Source organism: Streptomyces sp. BE303 (assembly GCF_036290945.1).
In the GTDB taxonomy this organism is placed as follows: domain Bacteria; phylum Actinomycetota; class Actinomycetes; order Streptomycetales; family Streptomycetaceae; genus Kitasatospora.
Map to the genome: position 1 here is coordinate 19,879 of NZ_JAQYWZ010000346.1, position 20,349 is coordinate 40,227.

Annotated in this window: 18 protein-coding genes; 8 read left to right on the plus strand and 10 right to left on the minus strand. The window is 74.6% G+C overall.

The features are described 5' to 3' along the window. Positions 1-609: a class I SAM-dependent methyltransferase gene (locus tag PUR56_RS05140; protein WP_329948017.1), complete on the minus strand. Its 609-nt coding sequence runs from the start codon at positions 607-609 to the stop codon at positions 1-3. A gap of 217 nt (positions 610-826) precedes the next feature. Beyond that, positions 827-1,066, minus strand: coding sequence for a hypothetical protein (locus tag PUR56_RS05145; protein ID WP_329948018.1), 240 nt, complete (start codon positions 1,064-1,066; stop codon positions 827-829). 451 nt (positions 1,067-1,517) lie between these two features. Here PUR56_RS05145 and PUR56_RS05150 point away from each other — a divergent pair, with 451 nt between their 5' ends. Continuing rightward, positions 1,518-2,075, plus strand: coding sequence for a hypothetical protein (locus PUR56_RS05150; protein WP_329948019.1), 558 nt, complete (start codon positions 1,518-1,520; stop codon positions 2,073-2,075). A 271-nt stretch (positions 2,076-2,346) separates the two neighbouring features. On the opposite strand, the gene PUR56_RS05155 is transcribed toward PUR56_RS05150, so the two are convergent. The 3 genes from PUR56_RS05155 to PUR56_RS05165 form a co-directional block, all read right to left on the minus strand. Further along, on the minus strand, positions 2,347-4,590 hold the full coding sequence (locus PUR56_RS05155; RefSeq protein ID WP_329948020.1) for an acyltransferase family protein: 2,244 nt from the start codon (positions 4,588-4,590) through the stop codon (positions 2,347-2,349). Positions 4,591-4,730: 140 nt separating this feature from the next. Next, a complete protein-coding gene (locus PUR56_RS05160; protein WP_329879234.1) occupies positions 4,731-6,395 on the minus strand; it encodes a cellulose synthase catalytic subunit in 1,665 nt (554 codons plus the stop codon). 262 nt (positions 6,396-6,657) lie between these two features. Next, positions 6,658-7,227, minus strand: a complete 570-nt coding sequence (locus PUR56_RS05165) for a GNAT family N-acetyltransferase (RefSeq protein WP_329948021.1) — start codon at positions 7,225-7,227, stop codon at positions 6,658-6,660. A gap of 262 nt (positions 7,228-7,489) precedes the next feature. Here PUR56_RS05165 and aroA point away from each other — a divergent pair, with 262 nt between their 5' ends. After that, positions 7,490-8,734, plus strand: a complete 1,245-nt coding sequence (gene aroA, locus PUR56_RS05170; protein WP_329948022.1) for a 3-phosphoshikimate 1-carboxyvinyltransferase — start codon at positions 7,490-7,492, stop codon at positions 8,732-8,734. A 425-nt stretch (positions 8,735-9,159) separates the two neighbouring features. Next, the gene (locus PUR56_RS05175) at positions 9,160-9,453 is read left to right on the plus strand and encodes a hypothetical protein (protein ID WP_329948023.1); all 294 of its coding nucleotides are present in this window, start codon (positions 9,160-9,162) and stop codon (positions 9,451-9,453) included. Positions 9,454-9,605: 152 nt separating this feature from the next. Here the strand turns inward: PUR56_RS05175 and PUR56_RS05180 are convergent, their stop codons facing one another. The 3 genes from PUR56_RS05180 to PUR56_RS05190 all read right to left on the minus strand — a co-directional run bounded on the left by PUR56_RS05180 (position 9,606) and on the right by PUR56_RS05190 (position 12,230). After that, positions 9,606-10,649: a hypothetical protein gene (locus tag PUR56_RS05180; protein ID WP_329948024.1), complete on the minus strand. Its 1,044-nt coding sequence runs from the start codon at positions 10,647-10,649 to the stop codon at positions 9,606-9,608. Then, entirely contained in the window at positions 10,642-11,907 is a 1,266-nt protein-coding gene (locus PUR56_RS05185) for a YcaO-like family protein (protein ID WP_329948025.1), read from the minus strand. The genes PUR56_RS05180 and PUR56_RS05185 overlap by 8 nt, the downstream gene beginning before the upstream one ends. Before the next feature lie 95 nt (positions 11,908-12,002). Beyond that, positions 12,003-12,230, minus strand: a complete 228-nt coding sequence (locus tag PUR56_RS05190; protein WP_329883907.1) for a hypothetical protein — start codon at positions 12,228-12,230, stop codon at positions 12,003-12,005. A 65-nt stretch (positions 12,231-12,295) separates the two neighbouring features. Here PUR56_RS05190 and PUR56_RS05195 point away from each other — a divergent pair, with 65 nt between their 5' ends. The 5 genes from PUR56_RS05195 (at position 12,296) to PUR56_RS05215 (ending at position 18,586) form a co-directional block, all read left to right on the plus strand. After that, positions 12,296-13,264 carry an AraC family transcriptional regulator gene (locus tag PUR56_RS05195; RefSeq protein ID WP_329948026.1) on the plus strand — a complete coding sequence of 323 codons (969 nt, stop codon included), beginning with the start codon at positions 12,296-12,298 and terminating at the stop codon, positions 13,262-13,264. Positions 13,265-13,512: 248 nt separating this feature from the next. Continuing rightward, positions 13,513-15,414 carry a Gfo/Idh/MocA family oxidoreductase gene (locus PUR56_RS05200; protein ID WP_329948027.1) on the plus strand — a complete coding sequence of 634 codons (1,902 nt, stop codon included), beginning with the start codon at positions 13,513-13,515 and terminating at the stop codon, positions 15,412-15,414. Next, positions 15,411-16,049: a hypothetical protein gene (locus PUR56_RS05205; RefSeq protein ID WP_329948028.1), complete on the plus strand. Its 639-nt coding sequence runs from the start codon at positions 15,411-15,413 to the stop codon at positions 16,047-16,049. Before PUR56_RS05200 ends, PUR56_RS05205 begins: the two co-directional genes overlap by 4 nt. Before the next feature lie 1,018 nt (positions 16,050-17,067). Then, positions 17,068-17,286 carry a ferredoxin gene (locus PUR56_RS05210; RefSeq protein WP_329948029.1) on the plus strand — a complete coding sequence of 73 codons (219 nt, stop codon included), beginning with the start codon at positions 17,068-17,070 and terminating at the stop codon, positions 17,284-17,286. 91 nt (positions 17,287-17,377) lie between these two features. Further along, positions 17,378-18,586 (plus strand): cytochrome P450, encoded by a 1,209-nt coding sequence (locus PUR56_RS05215; protein ID WP_329948030.1) that lies wholly within the window; start codon positions 17,378-17,380, stop codon positions 18,584-18,586. A 182-nt stretch (positions 18,587-18,768) separates the two neighbouring features. On the opposite strand, the gene PUR56_RS05220 is transcribed toward PUR56_RS05215, so the two are convergent. Both PUR56_RS05220 and PUR56_RS05225 read right to left on the minus strand, forming a co-directional pair. Continuing rightward, complete coding sequence (locus tag PUR56_RS05220; RefSeq protein ID WP_329883933.1) at positions 18,769-19,836, minus strand: MBL fold metallo-hydrolase; 1,068 nt, start codon at positions 19,834-19,836, stop codon at positions 18,769-18,771. Between the two features lie 20 nt (positions 19,837-19,856). Further along, positions 19,857-20,349, minus strand: a 493-nt coding sequence (locus tag PUR56_RS05225; protein ID WP_329883934.1) for a phosphoenolpyruvate carboxylase, incomplete at its 5' end; no start/stop codon positions are given.

Genomic DNA, 20,349 nt, shown 5'->3' on the forward strand with positions numbered 1-20,349 from the left:
TCAGGCCGGACCGTTCCGGAAGGCGAGTACCGTCCACCGGACGTCCGTCCGGCCGTGCAGGTCGGCGCGTCCGGTGCGCAGGAGCAGGTCCAGGCCCCGGGTGCGGGCGAGTTCGACCGTTTCGTCGGCGGACACGTCGAACATCCGCCTCCCCGGCGGGACCGGGCCGTGCCGCAGGGTGAGGAAGAGGCGACCGGCCGGGGCGAGCAGTCCGGCGAGGGCCTCCATCGCCGGGGGTCGTTCCTCGGCCGACAGATGCATCCACACGGCGGTCAGCAGCACCGCGTCGAACCGGTCCTCCCCCGCACCGAGCCGGGGGAGTCCGGGCAGCGCGTCGTCGACCCAGTGCACGCCGCTCCCGGCGTGCAGCCGTCGTCCGATCCGGCGCAGTTCCGTCGTCGGTTCGGCGGCGACCACCCGGTGCCCGAGCGCGGCCAGCGCGGCGGCGTCCCGTCCGGTGCCGGCGCCGACGTCGAGGACGGTGCCGGGTGACGCCGGGAGGAGGTGGAGGACCTCACGGTGGACTTCGGTGAAGGTCACGGCCTCGTACTGGAGGGCGAGTTGATCCGCCGCCTCGCCGTACCCGGCCGTACTCGTCGGTCCGCCCACCCGCCGCCTCCTCCCGTGAACCCGCCCGCCCGGACCCGCTCCGCGCCTCCGGGGGCGTGCGGCGGGCCGACCCGCCGACCGGCGGTCCCTCGGCGGACGACGTGTCAACGGGCTTCGATCCGGGGGGCGTCGTACCGGCGGACCGCGTCGGCGGAGCGTCCGAAGTCCGCGGTCAACGGGCGGCGTCAACTGTACAGGCCAGCGGCCACTCCCCCGGTCAGGCCTCACCGGGGTGCCAGGCGGGCCATTCCCAGGGGCGGTCGCTCCACCGGACGCGGACGGCGTCGTGGGGGTCGAGGTCCGGGAAGAGCTGACGGATCCGTGGTTCGAACTCCTCCGGGGCCAGGGGTTCCCAGCCGTGGCCCTCGAAGCGGACCAGCCGGTAGCGGCTGTCGGTGCGGAAGTCGGCGACCTCGACCAGGGGCTTCGTCGCACCGGACGTACTGATGGTTTCCATGCCCCCCAGCATGTGGCTGACCTGGGGTGACCGCACCCGGGGCACGGCAGGCAGCGTACGCCCCGGAGTAGCCCGCGCGCCGCGACAACCCTCGTCCGGGTCATGTCCCCTCGTCGGCGCACTCGTTGGGTACGGCGAGCGGGTGGTCGGCGCCGTACGGGCTCGGTCCCGTGCGGCCCGGCGCCGGCGGGGGTCACCGCTCGTCGACGGGCAGGCGAGGCTGCGACGGCAGGAGGACGAGGACATGGGCGGACAACCGGCAGGCGGCGGACGTCCCGCGGGTGGCGGGCAGTGGCAGTGGCCGGAGCAGAGGTGGCAGCCTCCACCGGTGCCGGCCCCGCCACCCGCCGTGCCCCCACCGCCCGCGACGGCCCCGGGGGGAACGGGTGCGACCGGTGGGGCGGGTGCGACCGGCGGGGTCACACCGGACCGGCGGCCCCGCTGGGCCTGGGTGGCGGGCGCCGCCGGGATCGCCGCCGGGTTGGCGGCCGTCCTGACGATGTGCGGGCCCGGGTCAGGTGACGAGTCGTCCGGGGTGGTGGCGTTCCCGGCGTCGCCGACGCCCTCGCCCTCCGCCTCGGTCCCGCCGGTGCCGGATCTGCTGCCGGTCCCGGCGCCCTCGCCACTGCCCGCCCCGACCGCGGCCGAGAACAGACCGCCGACGGCCGCCCAGGGTCCCGGGCTCGCCGGGAACGGCGCCTCCCCGGCCTCCCCGGCCGCTCCGGGGGCGGGGAGCGAGCGTGCCGCGACGACCCGTCCGAAGCCGGGTGGGAGCCGGACCCCGCGCCCGGTACCCACCCGCTCCGCCGGAGCCCCGGGCGCGGGCGCCACGTCGGCGGAGACGCCGGCGGCCGCGCCTGCCCCGGCGCCCGGCCCCGGCGCGGGCGCTCCTCCGGCGGGTGCGGCGCCGGCCGCCGCACCGGGGTCGATCTGCGACCAGGCCGAGCGGATCGGCCGCTGGCCGGCCGGTTCGGAGCAGGCCCGGCTCTGCCACGGCATCTACGGCTGAGGCGGGCGCGGCGGGACCGACGGCTCTCCCGGGGCCGGCCGCGGGGCCTGTGTCGGAGCCGTGTGCAAGGCCCCGTGCAGGTCCCGTTCAGGGCCGCTGTGTCGGGGCACGTGCCAGGGCCTGCGCCGTCGGGGCGCAGGCGCTGCACCGCGGAACGGCTCGGCCGCCGCCCGTCGCCGCCCGGCGGCCCCGCACCGATCGGTTCTCCGCCGGTCCGTACGGGGCCGGACCGTACGGGGCCGGTCAGCGGCGGCCGGTCAGCCGCGGCTGTTCAACTCCGGCCGGCCAGCAGCGCCTGGTCCAGGCGCGGGGCGAGGACGCGGGCCAGCGTGTCGGTGATGTGGCCGGTGTCGCGGTAGAGGATCACTCCCTCCAGCACGGACGGGCAGTCGAGGCCGGTGCCCGGGCAGAGCAGCGGACCGAGGTCGAGGACGCTGACGCCGTACCGCCCGGCCAGACCGCCGTCGATCAGCGGGTCGCGCTCGAAGGCAGACTCGCGCGGGAAGAAGCAGGCGTCCGAACGGCCGTCGGAGGCGGCCAGGCAGGTGGGGATGTCCTTGCCCGGCATCGGCGTGTCACCCAGGTAGGCGAGCGGTGTGCCGAGGGCCGACAGCCGGTCGAGGGTGCGGGTCCAGCCCTCGGTGCGCTCGTCCTGGCCGCCGTACCGGTTGAGGCCGGCCATCAGGACGAGGCGCGGCTTGGGGCCGACGGCCAGCCGGGTGAGAGTGTTCTCGCGCCAGCGGTCGCACTCCTCGAAGGTGCGGCCGAGGACGTTGTTCCGCACGGTCAGCGTGGCCAGCGGGCAGCCCGGCTTGACCAGCACCTCCAGTGCCCAGTGCCGCTGGTCGGCCATGGCGAGGGCCGCGGAGATCCACTGTCCGGCGTGCGAGTCTCCGATCAGGACGATCCGGTCCGGGCTGGACTCGGTGCCGAACAGGCAGCGCGGGCTGTTCTCCGCGGCGAGCGGGATCTCGCAGCCCTTGCCCGGCGGGAAGTCCTCCCGGGCGCGGGCCAGCGAGGGGGTGAGGGCGAGGACCCTGGTCCCGGGGGCCAGCAGGCCCGGGCCGTCCACGGCGCCGGCCGGTGCGACGGCGGGCGCGTTCGGGTCGCCGAGTGCCCGGACGGTCCCACCGCCCAGGGTGAGCCCGGCGATCAGCGGGATGATCAGGGCGCTGGCGCCGACCGCGAGCCCGCGGCGCGGGGCCGGGCTGCTGCCGTACCGCAGCGGCTGTTCGACCAGGCGCATCGTGAGCCAGGCCGGCAGGGCGCTCGCCGCCGTGAGCAGGACCAGGGTGGTCCACGGGAGGGCGCCGTAGCGGGCCTGGGCGATGATCAGGACCGGCCAGTGCCAGAGGTACCAGGCGTAGGAGAGGCGGCCGGCGGCACGCAGCGGCCGGGTGGCGAGCAGCCGGCCGGCGTCGGTGGGGCCGAGCGCACGGTGGGCCGGGCCGGCCAGCAGGACGGCGGCGGTGCCGAGGACGGGCAGCAGGGCCGCGCTGCCGGGGAACGGCGTGTTGCGGTCGTACCGGAAGACCGCGATCACGACGGCCGCGGCGCCGGCCCAGCCGAGGACGCGCAGCACCCAGCCCCCGAGGCGCGTACCGGGTCCGCCGCGCCCGAGGCGGGCGGTGAGCGCCGGCGCGGCCAGCGCGGCGCACGCGCCGGCGGCGAACTCCCAGAGACGGCTCGCGGTGGAGAAGTAGCCGAGCGGCGCGGAGCCGGCCGTCCACCGGATGCAGAGCAGCAGGGAGACGCCGCCGATGGCGAGGGTGGCGACGGAGATCGCGGCGGTACGGCGGCGGCCGACCAGGTAGCGGGCGAGGCCGAGCAGCAGGACGCCCCAGAGCAGGTAGAACTGGTTCTCCACCCCGAGCGACCAGAAGTGCTGGAGCGGGCTCGGGTCGCGCTCGGCCGCGAGGTAGTCGGTCTGCTGGCCGACGAACCGCCAGTTGGCGAACTGTCCGGCGGAGGCGATCAGGTCACGGGCCAGGTCGGTGCCGCGCAGCGGGTCGAGCAGCGCGCCCCCGGCGAGGGCGGTGGCGACCAGGACGACGGCCGCCGCGGGCAGGATGCGGCGGGCCCGGCGGGACGCGAAGTCCCACAGGCCGATCGGGCGGGCGAGCAGCAGGCCGGTGATCAGGAAGCCGGAGATGACGAAGAAGACGTCGACACCGACGTAGCCGCCGGTGAAGGCGGGCACGGTCGCGTGGAAGGCGAGGACGGAGAGCACGGCGACGCCGCGCAGTCCTTCGATGTCGGGGCGGAAGGCCGCCCGCGTCCGGGGCCGGTCGGCCGGTCCGGTGGTCGCGGGTCCGGCGCGGTGGGCCGGTTCGACGGCCGACCCGGTGGCCACGGACCCCGCGGACGCGATGACCGCGGTGCCGGAGGTGTCGGCGGGCGGCCCGGGTACGAGAACGACGGGGACAAGTTCGTTGCTGACGGCGGACGGTGACGTGGCGTCATCCGAGAGGGCGGCGCGAGACGACTCGGCGCCCGGTGGTACGGCCGTGGGCACGGCGGTGCTCCTTGCAGGGCTGGCAGCGGTGGTCGGGGCCGCCGGGCCGATGGGGCGGCCGGGCGGCGAGTCCGCGCCGGTGGGGCGACGCGCAAGGAAGAGGGGGAAGTCGGTTCGAGCAGATGTTCTCTGACGGCAGGTCAGAAGATGAGCGGGTCGGCCCAGCCGGACGCCAGCAGGCCGCAGAGCAGCAGCACGGCGGTGACGGCGACCGACTCGGCCCGGCCGAAGCGCAGTTCGGCGGCGGAGCCCGGGGTCGGGTCGTCCGCGGGGCGTGCGAGGTCCGCGACGGTGGCGTCGTTGCCACCCCGGAGCAGCGGCCAGAGGGCCCTGATCAGCGGAACCATGGTGTACGTGGTCAGTGCGAGCAGGCCGGCGAGCGCCCAGTACGGCTGCCAGCCGTACAGGGAGACGGCCCGGGCGAGTCCGGCCGCGCCGGCCACGATGACGAAGCCGAGCCAGCCGACACCGATCCGGGCGACGGCCCGGGCCAGCGAGGTGCCGCCCGAGACGGCGCCGGTGGGCACCCACTCGGCGCTGCGGCGTCGCAGCGCGTGTGCGATGGCGACCACGTGGCAGAGCCCGCCCAGGAGTTGGACCCGGGTGACCTCGAAGCGCCAGCGGGTGCGGGACATCGCGGGCAGCAGCACGAGCGAGACCCAGATCGGCGGCAGGAAGGGCAGGACCTGCCAGGGGGCGATCTCGTCGGGCCGGAAGAACAGCATGATCAGCGCCGGCAGCGGGACGGCGAAGACGTTCACCGCGCTGGTGAGGTAGCCGAGGATGCCGTTCCAGAAGCAGAGCCGGGCCGAGCGGGGCAGCGGGCCGCGCCGGAAGTCGGGGTCTCCGACCAGCGCGAGCGAGCCGAGGCACCAGCGGTACTGCTGGCTGATGAACGCGGGCAGGCCGGTGGGCGACATGCCCTTGGCGAGCAGGGCGGGCACGTACCGGGTGGTCCACCCGGCGCGGGCGAGCGAGAGGCCGGTGTAGAGGTCCTCGCTGTGGTCGATCTCGGCGAAGCCGCCGACGCGTTCGAGGGAGGCGCGCCGGTAGAGCGCGTTGGTACCGCAGCAGACGGTGCCGTCCTGGGCGTCCCGGGAGGGCTGGATCCAGCGGTAGAAGATCTCCTGGGTGGCTCCGGCCGCGCGCTCCAGCCAGGACATCCCGGGATCGGTGTCGAAGCACTGCGGGCTCTGCACGATGCCGACGTTCGGGTCGTCGAGGTACGGCACGAGGTGCTGCAGGAAGTCCGGGCGCGGGCAGAAGTCGGCGTCGAGGACGGCGATGATGTCGCCGGTCCCCTCGGCCAGGCCGTGGTTGAGGTTGCCGGCCTTCTTGAAGCGGCCCCGGTCCGGGCGGGCGCGGTACTCGAAGCCGTAGGACTCGGCGAGTTCGCGCACCTCGGGCCGGTTCGCGTCGTCGAGGACCAGGACGGTGAGTGCGCCGGGCCAGCGGACGGCTGCGGTGTGCCGGTAGGCGTTGTCCAGGACGGCGAGCGGTTCGCCGGCGGTGGGCAGCAGCAGGTCGACGCCGGGGTGGTGCGCGGGGCTCCAGGCCCGGACCAGCAGGTCGTGCGAGTCACGGGTGAAGCGGCGGGAACGCTGGCCGTCGGCGATGGAGAGCAGCCAGGTCGCGGCGTTGAGCACGGTGAGTGCGAGGAACGGCCAGAGCAGCGGCCGGCTGAGCGCGAAGAGGCCCAGCGTGGCGGTGGCACCGGCGTAGGAGAGGGTCGCGCAGAGCAGGACCCATCGGCGCTGCGGTCCGAAGTACCAGTAGAGCTCCTGGTCGTCGGGCGGATCTGGCAACCGAGACGGTCCGTCGCCGGGCCGGTCGCCGGATATTCGGCGGGCACGGCGCGGATCCGTGTCGGTTGCGGACATGGCGTTGCCATGGAGTACGGGCATGCGGAAATGGCCCCCCTGGGCTGGGACGGAACGTGACCGTGCGTCGCCAGCCTCTCACAATGGCCTAGACCAATCGTTAACGAGGTATGACATCCCAGCATCACCGCAGGTCAGGACTTTGACGGCATGTCAGATTCGTGCACGTCCTGACGAAATGTCATCACTACCGGACGGTAAGCGCCTTGACCAGCTTCTCGAAGCGCAGGTCGGAGCGGAGCGGGATCCCGAACCGCTCGTCGCCGTACGGGAAGGGGGAGTAGACACCCGTGCGGTGGAATCCCCGGCGCTCGTACCAGGCGATCAGGTCGGCCCGCTGCTCGATCACCGTCATCTCCAGCTCGGCGGCCCCCCACTCCCCTGCCGCGAACCGCTCGGCCTCCCCGAGCACGGCCCGTCCGACGCCGCCGCCCTGACGGCCGGGACGCACCGAGAACATGCCGAAGTAGGCCTGCTCGCCCCGGCGCTCCAACTGGCAGCAGGCGAGCAGTTCGCCGTCCCGCTCGGCGAGCAGCACCACACCGTCGGGGTGGGTGACGGCCGCGGTGACACCCTCCACGTCGGTGCGCTGGCCCTCCAGCAGGTCGGCCTCGGTGGTCCAGCCGGCCCGGCTGGAATCGCCCCGGTAGGCGGACTCGACCAGCTCGACGAGAGCGGCGACGTCGGCCGTGGTCGCGGGGCGGAAGGTGAGGCGGTCGGCCGCGGTCTCGGCGGCCTCTCGGGTGGTCTCGGGCACGAGGTTCCTCGTCTCACGGTGGCCCGGGCGGTGACCCGGGCGGGCAGCGGCCGTTCGGGCCGATCCCTGGCATCGTGCCACAGCCCGGCCGGGCCCCGACCTGCGCGGAACGCCGGCCGTCCCCTCCCTCGGTCCGTCCACCGGTCCGCCCACCGACTCGTCCACCGGTCCGTCCACCACCCGGACGGTCCGCCCGGCCGCCGCGCGCCCTCGGGCAGGATGACCGGGACACCCGTCGGACCGCCCGCGCCCAGGAGGCCCCATGACCGTCGTCGAGATCCCCGGTTCCAAGTCGGTGACCGCGAGAGCGCTCTTCCTCGCGGCCGCCGCCGACGGCAGCACCACGCTGCTCCGCCCGCTGGTCTCCGACGACACCGACGGCTTCGCGGAGGGCCTGCGCGCCCTCGGCTACGGACTCACCCGCGAGACCGACCGATGGCTGATCGAGGGCCGCCCGCAGGGCCCCGCCAACGACGCCGAGGTCTACTGCCGCGACGGGGCGACCACCGCCCGCTTCCTGCCGGTCCTCGCCGCCGCCGGGCACGGCGACTTCCGGTTCGACGCCTCCGCCCAGATGCGCCGCCGTCCGCTCGGCCCGCTCACCGAGGCCCTGCGCACCCTCGGGGTGGCGCTCGTGCACGAGGGGGCCGAGGGCCACCACCCGCTGCGGATCACCGCCGCCGGGGTCCGGGGCGGCGACATCACCCTGGACGCGGGCCTCTCCTCGCAGTACCTGACCGCGCTGCTGCTGCTCGGACCGCTCACCGAGCAGGGGCTGCGGATCACCGTCACCGACCTCGTCTCGGCGCCGTACGTCGAGATCACGATCGCCATGATGCGGACCTTCGGCGCCACCGTGACCCGTACCGGGAACGTCTTCGAGGTCGCGCCCGGCGGCTACCGGGCGACCACCTACCCGATCGAGCCGGACGCCTCCACCTCCAGCTACTTCTTCGCGGCAGCCGCCCTCACCGGCCACCGGCTCACCGTGCCCGGGCTGGGCCGCGACGCGCTCCAGGGCGACCTGCGGTTCGTCGACGTGCTGGCCCGGATGGGCGCGCGGGTCGACGTCAGCGCCGAGCGGGTCACCGTCGAGGGCCCGGCGGACGGCCGGCTCGGCGGGCTGACCGTCGACATGCGGGACATCTCCGACACCATGCCGACCCTGGCCGCCATCGCGCCGTTCGCCGCCGGACCGGTCCGGATCGAGAACGTCGCCAACACCCGGATCAAGGAGTGCGACCGGCTGGAGGCGTGCGCCGGGAACCTCCGCCGGCTCGGCATCGACGTCGCCACCGGCCACGACTGGATCGAGATCCGGCCGGGCACGCCCCGCGCCACCGAGCTCGCCAGCCACGGCGACCACCGGATGGTGATGTCCTTCTCCGTCACCGGCCTGCGCACGCCCGGCATCACCTTCGACGACCCCGGCTGCGTGCGGAAGACCTTCCCGGGTTTCCACGAGGCGTTCGCGCAGCTGCGCGACGGGTGGGCGGCCACCGTCTGACCCGACCCGACCCGCACCGGCTCGCGCCGGCCCGAGCGAGCCGGCTCGGGCCGGTGCGGTGCAGGTACGGCGCAGGTGGGTACGGGTCGGCACTGCTCCGCGCGACGCACGGCGCGAGGCGTGCGAGCCGGGCGCGCGACGTCCGGCATACGGCAGAATTCCACGGGAATATCTCCTTCCGGACCGCATGCTTTCCCCGACGAAAACACGGCCGGAGAACCGTTCGACGTCAACGGTGAATCGTTTCTCCCCGCCTGTCACTCCCGCCCCATCCGGACGGCCGGAATTCCGTTCCGGAACGGCCGCCGCCGGTCACCACCCGAGAATTCTCCCTTGACGGCCGGAACTCCCGACGGGACTATTTCCGGGGCTGCGCCCCGGCGGCGCGGTACACACCTCGCAGTATCGTGAACGGAGGACGAACAGTGGACCAGCTGAACGAATCCGGGATCCCCTCGAAGCATCGGGACGGGCGGCGGACCTTCCTGCTCGGCGCGCTCGGCGCCACCGCAGTGGGCCTCGCCGGAACCGTGGGCACGGGCCGGGCGAGCGCCGCCCCGGCCCCCGGACCGGCGAAAATCCGGAGCACGCAGAACAACTGGCGCTTCTGTCAGAAGTGTTTCGTCATGTTCTTCTGGGGCTATCCCACCGACGGTGTCTGCCCCTCCGGCGGCGCCCACAGCGCCCAGGGCTACAACTTCGTCCTCCCGCACAGCTGACGCTCCCGCACGAGGCCGGGCACGACCGGCCCGGCCTCGTGCCGCACCGCACACCGCCCGTCGCGCACCTGCTCGTCACCCGGGCGGCCACGAGGCTCGGGATCACCCCTGTCCCGTCGGCGCTCGGGGTGCCGACCCGGCCGACGGCCCGGTCAGGGCGGCGGAGCGGCGTGGGGGCGAACGGCGGCGCCCCTGCGACCGGTGCCGTCGGTGAGGTCCAGAGCGTGCCCTGTCCAGGTGCGGAAGGTCCGCGCGCCGAGGCGTTCGTAGAAGCCGCCGGTCGCCATGGCGTTGGTGGAGTCGACGTCCATGACGGCCCACCGGTAGCCGCGGTCCTTCGCGCGGGCCAGCGCGTGGGTGAACACCGTCCGGTACAGGCCGCGTCCGTGCAGGTCGGTGCGGGTGCCGGCGTTGGCGAGGTACAACTCGCGTTCCCGCCCCGCGTCGGCGAGTTCGGTGGCCAGCAGGTAGCAGAGGATCTCCCGGCCGTCGGCGGAGAGCAGGAGGAGGGAGGAATCGGGGCGGAAGTAGGGACTCCCGGTCACCGAATGACGCCACGTCGCGGGCGTCATCGGGACGCTGCCCGGGTTGCGGGCGAAGATCTCGTTGCGGGCCGCCAGGAGCAGCGCGTCGTGGCGTTCCTCGAACGGCACCAGCACGGTCCCGGGCGGCAGCACAGGCGCGCCGTCCGCCCCGGCGGACAGCGCGGACGGCGCGTGCTCTGCCAGGTCGATCCGCATGCCCCGGTAGCCTCGCACCCGCCGGTAGCCCGCGGCGTCGAGCGCCTCGGCGAGCCACCGCTGGTGGCCGTGCGTCCGGGCGTGGAGCTCCAGCGGTGTGCCGCCGAACCTCTCCCGGTGCCGGCGGGCCGCGGTGCGGCGGCATCCGCCGAGCAGGTGCGCGATGACGCCCGGGGTCCGGTGGGCGGGATGCACCACGACGTCGAGGGTCATCTCGTGGACGGGGTCCGCGTGTTCGCGCACCCGCGTGACGGCGTACGCCACCGGCTCCGGTCCGGCCCAGGCGGAGGCCGTACCGGCGGCCAGGTCGATGCCCGAAGCCGCCCAGCCGTCGAGGACGTCCTGTTCGTCGCGCAGGTCACCGGTGCGGTCCGTCCGTTCGCAGACCGCCAGCAGCCCCGCCACCCGGGGCGCGTCGCGGTGGGCGAGCGGCCGCCACCGCACCGGCTCATCCACCGCGGACCGCCGCAAGTCCGCGCTCGCCGGGCACCACGACCTGACCGTCGGTGACCAGCATGAACCGCTCCAGACCGGGCACCAGCACGTTGACCACCGCGAGGTCCGGCGTCACGTGGTGGTCGCGCCGGTAGACGGGGAAGCCGTGGTCCTTCAGGCGGCCCAGGAGCCGGTCGAGGTGCCCGCCCGGGGTGTCGGGCACCGTGGTCGCCTCGAAGGGCCGGACCTCGGCCGAGGCCAGGGCGGCGGTGAAGTCCGACAGGTAGCAGGCGTGCAGCGCCGGGTAGGGTCCGGTGTCGTCGCGCTGCTCGGGCAGCAGGTGCGCGTACTGCTCGCGCAGGCCCATGGTGCTGTGCAGCTGGACGAGTTCGCTCACCGCCCGGGAGATCGCGTACTCGCGGGACAGCGACGCCCCCCAGCCGCAGACCCGCGCGGGCTGCCCCGGGGGCGCGCTCTGGTAGGCCGCGTACGCCGGCACGTCCAGGTCGGTGGTCATGTCGATCAGGTGCACCGGCCGGCCGGTGCGGGCGGCGGCGAAGCCGAGGAGGGAGACGAGGCCCGGGGGCAGCGTCGCCGGGTCGACCACGGCCGGACGGCGTGCGGGTGTGCGCAGGAAGCAGCCGATCAGCAGCATGGACAGCGCGTCCCGCTCGATCAGTTCGTTGATCGCGTGCACCGCCGCCTCGACCGGGTCGACCCCGGCGGCCCAGCCGTTGTTGACCGAGTAGCGGCCCACCGACCGGTAGTCGTAGGTGTCACCGGCCTGCCGGCGCAGGCCCTCCCCCGCCGGGCGCAGGTACTCGGGCATGGAGAGGAAGAGCGGGACGTCGACGTCCGGACCGCCGTCGGGCGAGCGGTAGGGCAGACACCCCAACAGACCGTCGGGTGCCTGGGCGAGCAGCGCGGCGGCGATGTCCCGCCCGAGCGGACCACCCGCGACGTCATGGGCGGAGGCCAACCGGATCCGCGCGCCGTCGAGTCCGTCCACCCCGCTGAGCTGGTGCTCCAGCGCCTCGAACAGCGCTCCCGTCCGGGCCTCCGCCCGGCTGCCCTTGCCCAGCCCCAGTCCGGTGCGCAGCGGTACGCCGCCGCGCCGCAGGACGCAGCGCCACGTCCCGGGGCTGCCGTCGAGGACCGGCGCCAGATCGGCCTCCAGCCCCAGGTCGGCGATCGCGGCGGCGGCCCTCGCGAACGCCTGCTGCGGAGTGAGGCTGCGCTCCCCGGACTGGGGAGGAGCGGTGTGCGTGGTGGTGGTCACGACCGTCCCGTCTGCTGGGCGGGGGCGCGGTCCGCGACGGCCGGCGTACGACCGTCACGGACCGGCACCCTCGGGCCTGTTGGCTTCGAACCGTGTCAGCCCTCGTCCGTGGACTCGCCCGGCTCGCTCTGGCCGCCGCCCTTCAGGAGTTCGGCGATGACGCTCTTCTCGGCCGCCGAGAGGACGACCTCGTCCGGGTGGAACTTGTCGCGGTCCTGGAATCCGCCCATGGGAACTACCTCCTGGAACTCGTCGGCCGGCCACCGGTCGGCGGCCGGGCCCGGGTCGCGCGGCACGGAGTACGCACACGTCCCACCACTCATGGTGACGATCCGGCGACGACGTGTGAATGCTTGCCCGTCCGCGCGACTTGCGCGAGAGTCCGCTCATGGATGCACCGCTGTCCGCGCCCGCCCCCAGCCGTTCGGTCTGGGGGGACCCCCTCGCCGAAGCCCTCGAACTCACCGGCGTCCGCTGCGTCCTGTCGCGCGGCCTCACGGCGGCAGGCGCCTGGGCGCTGGCCTTTCCCGCGCCGGGCCGACTCAAGGTCCAGGCCGTGCTGCAGGGAACCATCTGGTTGGTGGTGGAGGGTGTCGAGCGACCCGTACGCCTCGAAGCGGGTGCGATGGCCGTCCTCGCCGGCGACCGCCCGTACACCCTCGCGAGTGATCCGGCAGTACCGGCGGTTGACGCACTGCCCCTCCTCAGGGCCTCCGCCGAGCCCTTCCTCCACACCGGGGACGACGGCCGGGACGCCGTCACCATCGGCGGCCACATGGAACTCGACAGCACCGCGAAGGACCTGCTGCTCAGCGCGCTCCCGCCCGTGATGCACGTCAGCGCCGCGACGGCCGAAGCCCCCACCGCCTGCTGGCTCATGGACCAGACACTGCGCGAGCTGGCCGCCGACCGCCCCGGCGCCTCCTTCGCCGCCGGCCACCTCGCCCCGCTGGTCCTCGTCCAGGTCCTGCGCGCCTTCCTCGCCGATGCGGACGCCGGTTCCTGCCCGGCGGGCTGGCTGCGCGCCCTGGCGGACGAACGCATCGCGCCCGCCCTGCGGCTGATGCACGGCGACCCGGCCCGGCCCTGGACACTCGCCGAACTGGCCCGGGCGGCCGCGATGTCCCGCACCAGCTTCGCCAAGCGCTTCAAGGACGTGGCGGGTGTCCCCCCGCTGGCCTATCTCCGCCGCTGGCGGATGCACCGGGCCGAGCACACCCTTCGACGCGCGGACACCCCCCTGTCGGTCATCGCCTCCGCCCTCGGGTACGGCTCCGAGAGCGCCTTCAGCAATGCCTTCAAGCGCACCACCGGCCTGTCCCCCCGCCACTACCGGGAGACGGTCCGCTCCGCGTGAACCGACGAGCCGCCGGTCGCCCCACGCGCGGGGCCCGCGGGCATCCGGCCCGCGGGCCCCGCCCCGCTGCCGCGCCGCCGTCGCCCGCTCCGGCGGACTCAGGCGAGACCGGAGACCGCGGTCCGCACCTTGGACGTCAGCGCCTCCGGCAGGGGGACGTAGCCGATCGAGTTGTCGACCTGCTTGACCTGCGCCGAGACCCCGGCCGAACCGTTCGCGGTCCGGGACAGGTCGTCGTGGACCTGAGCGTGAGCGTGATCAGCCCGGGCACCGAGCGCGCGATCCTGCTGGACCTCCCGAACGCCGGTGCCCGGTACCCCGAGCACCCCGGCTACCAGGCCGCCGGAACCGTGCGCAGCGGATCCGCCCTTCCCGCCGGCACCCGGGTCGCGGTCCGCCGGGCCCGGCACGCGGAGGTCGCCGTCGTCCCCGAACGCCACGTGCGCCCGATCCCCGACCGCGTCCCGCCGGCCGACGCCGCCGTCTGGCAACTCGCCCTCACCGCCCTGCACGGCCTGGAGACCGGTGGGCAGCGCCCGGGCGAGCCGGTCACCGTCGTCGGTGGCGGTCTGCTCGGCGTCATCACCCGCCGCCTGGCCGCGGCGCGCGGCGCCTCCCGGGTGCGGGCGGTCGCCGCCACGACCGCCAAGGCATGGACCCTCCGGGCCGAACCCACCAGCGTCCGGTACGAACCGGGCGGGCCCGACGACGACGGCACCCCGCTGGTGCTGGACGTCACCGACAGCGGCCCGGGCCTGGCCGTCGCCATCGGCGCCGCCGCACCCGGCGGCCGGGTGGTCCTGCTCGGCTCGCCCCGCACCGAACGCGCCGACGTCCCCCTGCGGCAACTCCACGACCGCGGGATCGACCTGCGCGGCGCCCACGTCGGCGGCCTCACCGAGGCCGAGGAGGACCGGCTGAGCGACGTCTTCTTCGACCTCCTCGAACAGCGCCGGTTCACCATCCGCGACGTGCTCTCCGACTACCCGGCCCACCGGGCCCCTCAGGTCTACCGCCGGCTCGCCACCGACCGCGCGTTCATCAGCGCGGCCCTGCGATGGGACGCGCCCCGCCCGGCCACCGGCCGCCGGGCCGCGTCCGCGCGCCCGCTGCGCTACGGGCTCATCGGCTGTGGCGACATCGGCATCGAGGACGCCAAGGCCCTCGCCGCCGCGGACGAGGCCGAGCTGACCGCCTGCCACGACCCCTTCGCCGAGCTCGCCGAGGAGACCGCGGCGCGCTTCGGCGGGCAGCACACACCGGACGTCGCGGCCCTGCTGGCCCGCGACGACGTGGACGCCGTGATCGTCGCCACCCCGCACGACACGCACGAGCAGCTGTTCTCCGCCGCCCTGGCCGCGGGCAAGCACGTGCTGCTGGAGAAGCCCGTCGCCCAGGACCTCGCCACCGCCCGCCGCATGGCCGAACTCGCCGACAGTGCAGGCCCGTTGCGCACCGGAGTACTCTTCCCGACCCGGACCGACCCGCGATTCGGGCAGGCCCGGGCGGCCATCGCGGCCGGGGAGATCGGCGAACCGCTGGGCGTCACGGCCACCTACTTCACGGACAAGCCGGCCGGCTACTTCCAGGGCGGCCTCAGCGGCCGCGCCCCGTCCAACTGGCGGCTCGACCGCGACCGGGCCGGCGGTGGCTTCCTCATCATGAACCTGATCCACCAGGTCGACACCGTCCGCGCCCTGCTCGGGCGCGAGGTGGACCGCGTCTACGCCGAGACGGCGCCCTCCGCGACGGCCGACGCCGAAGGCATCGAGGACGCGGTCACCCTCGTCCTGAGGTTCGGCCCGATCGTCGCCACCCTGATCGGCAGCGCCAGCGTGGTCGGCGGCACCGGCATGCGCACCAGCGTGTGGGGCGAGAAGGGCGAGGTGGCACTGACGCCCGACTTCCGACTGACCCACCGCGCCCCGCTCGGCGCCGCCCCGCCCGCCGGCCGCCCGGCGCCCACCGCGATCGACCTGCGGACCACCGCGTTCACCCGCTTCGCCCTCGCCGTACGGGACGGCACGCCCGTCGACGTCAGCCTCAGCGACGGGCTGCGGACCCAGGCCGTGGTGGTGGCCGGCTACGCCGCGGCGTGGCTCGGCCGAGCCGTCGACCCCGCGCGCCTGCTCGCGGGCGGTACGCCGTGATCGGCCCGCGGCGCGTCCTCCGCTCCCCCGACGGCGACTACCCGCCGCCCGACGGCGTCGGCCCCGACACGGTGTGGTTCGCCGAAGGCACCGCCGCCGACGAGACCTGGGCCGTCGGCTACCCCGGACCGGACGCCGAGACGCGCGCCGCACGCGCCTGGGCGGCCACCGCGCGGGCCGTCGCCGACGCCGCCCGGGCCGCCGGCGGCAGGTCCACGGTGCTGGTGCCGGGAGACGGCGCGCTGGCCGGGCTGGTCCGGCTGGCGCTCCTCGACGCCGTTCCCGCCGGCCCGGAGGTACCTGCCGTGGTCGTCGAGACGACCGGCACCGAGGCCGGGATCCTCCAGGCGCTCGCCGCCGTCCGCCCCGGCGGGTGCGTGCTGCTCGCCGCCCGCCCGCTGCACCTCACCGCGAACCTGCCGACCTACCGCGCCATCCACCGCCCCGGCGTCCGCGTCCTCCCCACCCGCTGGGCCGACGCCACCGCCGACACCACGGACCCGCTGGTCTCCTGGGCCCTGGCCCATCTCACCCCGGACCGACCGGGGCAGGCCGTCACCCCGGGTGCCTGGTACCGGCTGGCAGCCCGTCCGCCCGCCTCCGCCGGCTCCGACGGCCGGGTACCGGGCCCGTAGACCTCCTCGGAGGCGGCCCTGGCACCCCACCGTTCGCGGCACACCTCGCGGCTCACCGCCGGCGCCCCGGCCCGCCGAAAGCCGGCGCAGCCGAGCCACCTCGCGGCCCACCGTCCCGGTGACGCCGGTCAGAGGTATCCCAGCGGATATTCCCGTCGTCGACAGCGATAACGAATCCGGCGCCCACGCCGACGAGATCGGACAAACCCGTGGAACAACCGCGGGCTTGGGAGAGACAGCACATTGGCGGCCGGTCCCGGGAAAACGGTTGACGGTTCCCCATTCGCTGCACCTGCGGGCAGGCCCGCTGCCCGCAGGTGCACTACCCGAACGGACCGACGGCTGCCCACAGGTGCAAGCCCTCCCCTGCGTACACCTCCCACCTGCGACGGGGCACAGAGGTCGGACTACCTATTCGGGCAAGGCTACTGCGAGTTGCACCCGAATCGAACTCAGAAACCCTCGCTGTCAGTCGATTTGACTCGGAACATCTGGTGATAAGGTCACACCGCAGCACACCAGACCACCCGCAGACCGTCATGAGCACGGGAGTTGTGACCATCCGCAATCGGGGGCCCGACGACCGACACGCGTGAGAGAAGCCATCGAACGCACCCGATTCCGCCCCACCCCGGCGGTTGAACCGCTCGGCCGCCTGCCGTCCAGATCGCCGATGCCGTGCCCCGGGCCGGCAACGCGGGCGGACCCGCGAACCCCGGCTGCGGCCCGTCCGTACGGCTCCCCTGCCTGTACGGAAGGCACCTTGTAAAACCACCGCTGAATCCGAAGTCCCCCGGACGCGCTTCGCGCCCGTCGACTCGACATGCGAGGAAATCGAGGCACCCGGAACAATGACATCTGCGGACATGACGTCCAGGACCCTGGACGTGGACAGAGGGAATCTTCCCGATCCGGCCACCGCACCCCTCCGTGAACGGACCAGCGATGGCCAGGTTGACCGTGACAACGAGAGGCGGCTGCCGGACAGTCGGCGCCGCCCTGGCGAAAGGTGCCTGACATGCAGGTGAGCGTCGACCGGGACCGTTGCTGCAGCTCCGGCATGTGCGTGACGAACGCCCCCGCGGTCTTCGACCAGGACGACCGGGACAGTCTTGTGATCCTCCGTCAGACCGTCGTGCTGCCCGAGCAGTTCGACGACGTCAGACTCGCCTCCGAGCTCTGCCCGGGCCGGGCGATCACCGTCACCGGGGACGAGCCCGCGCGGACCGGGGCCTGACGGACCCCCGCCGCCGGCCCCACCGGCCGCCGGGAACCTTCCCGGGCCCCGAACCCCACGAGAACACCCGCGACGTGAGGAGATCCCCGTCTTGACCACCGCACCCACCACCCCCGTCCTCCCGCTGCCGGCCCGGCACTCCGGCGGCTGCCCGTTCGACCCGCCGCCCCCGTACTCCGAGGCCGCCGCCACCGGGCCGGTGACCAGGGCCAAGCTGCCCGACGGCGACCTCTGCTGGATGGTCACCGGCTTCGCCGAGGTCCGCACCGTGCTGTCCGACCGCCGGTTCAGTGCCGACATACGCCACCCGGCCTTCCCGCTGCTGGTCGCCGGCGCCCGCGAGGAGCTGATCACCGACAATCCGGACTTCCTGCGGCTCGACGACCCCGAGCACGCCCGCCAGCGCCGCATGGTCACCGGGGAATTCCTGGTGAAGCGGGTGGAGGCGCTGCGCCCGGAGATCCAGCGGATCGTGGACGAGGCACTGGACCGGATGACCGCGGGCCGGACCACGGCCGACCTGGTCACCGACTTCGCGCTGCCGGTGCCCTCGCTGGTGATCTGCCTGCTGCTCGGCGTGCCGTACGAGGACCACGACCGCTTCCAGAGCCTGAGCCGCACGATGCTCAACCGGGAGAGCACCGTGGAGCAGCTCCGGGAGGCCCAGGAGGGGGTCCTGGGCTACCTGCGCGACCTGACGGCCCGCAAGCGGACACAGCCGGAGGACGACGTCCTCAGCCGGCTCGCGGCGCGGGACGACCTGACCCCGGACGACGCGGCCGCCATGGGCGTGCTGCTGCTGGTCGCGGGGCACGAGACGACCGCGAACATGATCTCGCTGTCGACCGCGCTGCTGCTGGAGCACCCCGAGCAGATCCCCGGCCTGGCCGACCCGGCCACCCTGCCGGGCGCGGTGGAGGAGCTGTTGCGGCTGCTGACCATCGTGCACACCGGCCTGCCCCGGGTGGCTCTGGAGGACGTGGAGCTGGGCGGCGTCACCGTCCGGGCCGGGGAGGGCGTGATGGCGATGCTCTCCACCGCCAACCGGGACGAGGCGGTGTTCGGCGGCGCCGGCCATCGGGCGACGGACGAGCTGGACCTCTACCGGGACGCCCGGCGGCAGCTGGCGTTCGGCTTCGGCGTGCACCAGTGCCTGGGCCAGCCGCTGGCCCGCGCCGAACTCCAGATCGCCCTGGAGACGCTGTTCCGCCGACTGCCGGGGCTGCGGCCGGCCGGCGAGCGCGAGTTCCGTACCGAGTCGTTCATCTACGGGATGCGGTCACTGCCCGTGACCTGGTGAGCGGGGCCCGACGGAGAACTCCCGCTGGAGTAGTTCGCTTGCGAAAGTGCTGGTCACGGCCGCTCGTCGGTGGCTGTGACCAGCACTTTCGCTTCGCACTTTCGCTTCGTCGGACACGGCCGGTCCGCCACACGGCGACGCGGTGGTCCGAGATCACCGCGTCACCGCGGCCGGCCGGCGTTTCAGGGGAGTCGCAGGGGCGCGGGAAGGAGGGGGCGGGTCGGAACGGGGTGCCAGCGGAGCGTGCCGGTGCGGTCGGGCAGGACCCGGCCGAAGGGCTGGTCGCCGAAGTGGAAGGCGAAGCCGTAGCTGCCCGGGGCACGGAGCCGGTCGAGCAGGGTCCGGCGGGCGCGCAGCACGGCGGCGGTGTCGGTGTCGGGGCCGGAGGGCCACTCGGGGTGGCTGATCTGGGCCGGGGTGTGGAAGGCGTCGCCGAAGACCACCAGACGCCGGCCGGCCGAGGCGGTGACGACGTACGAGGTGTGGCCGGGGCTGTGACCGGGGGTGATCAGCGCGGTGACCCCGGGCCAGATCTCGGCGCCGTCGTCGAACGGCCGCAGTACGCGCGACATCGGCACCATGAAGGTGTCCCAGGAGGGGGCGCCGACCGTGATCTCGCCGCGCCAGAACGGCCCCCACTCGGCGCCGGCCACCCGGTAGTCGGCGTTCGGGAAGGCCCTGCGCAGCGCGTGGTCCCGGCCGCCGGGGCGGAAGCCGAGACCGGTGTGGTCGGTGTGCAGGTGGGTGAAGGCCACCGTGTCGACGGACTCGGGCGCCACCCGCAGGGCGCGCAGGGTGTCCAGCAGGGCGCCGCCGCGGGAGCGGCCGAGGGCCGGCGACAGGACGTTGGCGCCGAGGCCGGCGTCGATCAGCAGGCGCCGCCGGCCCCGTTCGACGAGGACGCCGCCCGCCGAGGCCGCGATCCGTCCGGTGCCCGGGGTCAGGGCCTCGGGGTGGTCCCGCCAGTACGCGGGCGGGACGGCGGGGAGGAAGCCGGCCGGGTCCAGCTCCATGGCGCCGTCGACGACGTAGGTGATCCGGGTGTCGCCGAGGGTGAACGAGCGGACCGCGGACTGCTCGTTGAGCGCGCCGAGCCGTGACGGACGCGGACGCGGGCGGGCGGCCTCGGCACGGGGCGCACCTGCGGACAGGGCCGTGGCGGTGGCCGCGGCGACCGCCGTGGTGCCGAGGGCGGTCCGCAGCAGGGTCCGGCGGGAAGGCCCCCCGGGGTGTGGGGTGTTGGCGGTCATGGTGGGGAACTCCCGTGGGGTCAGCCGGTGTTGCGAAGTCCGGCGGCGATGCCGTTGACGGTGAGGAGCAGGGCGCGGGCGAGGAGCGGGTCCGCCCCGGTGGAGGCGGCGACCGCGGCGCGGCGGCGTCGGAGCAGGGCGACCTGGAGGTAGGAGATCGGGTCGAGGTAGGCGTCCCGCAGGGCCAGGGTCTGCTTGAGCCCGGGCTGCTGGTCGAGGAGTTCGCACGCGCCGGTGACCCGGAGCACTTCGGTGACGGTGCGGTCGTGCTCCGTGCGGATGGTGTCGAAGACGTGGTGCAGCTCGGCCGGGACGAGCGTGTCGACGTAGTGGCGGGCGATCCGCAGGTCGGTCTTGGCGAGCGTCATCTCCACGTTGGACAGGAAGTTGCGGAAGAAGTGCCACTGGCCGTACATCTCGTCGAGCACGTCGCCGAGACCGGCCTCGCGGGCGGCGGCGAGGCCGGCGCCGACGCCGTACCAGCCGGGGACGATCTGGCGGGACTGGGTCCAG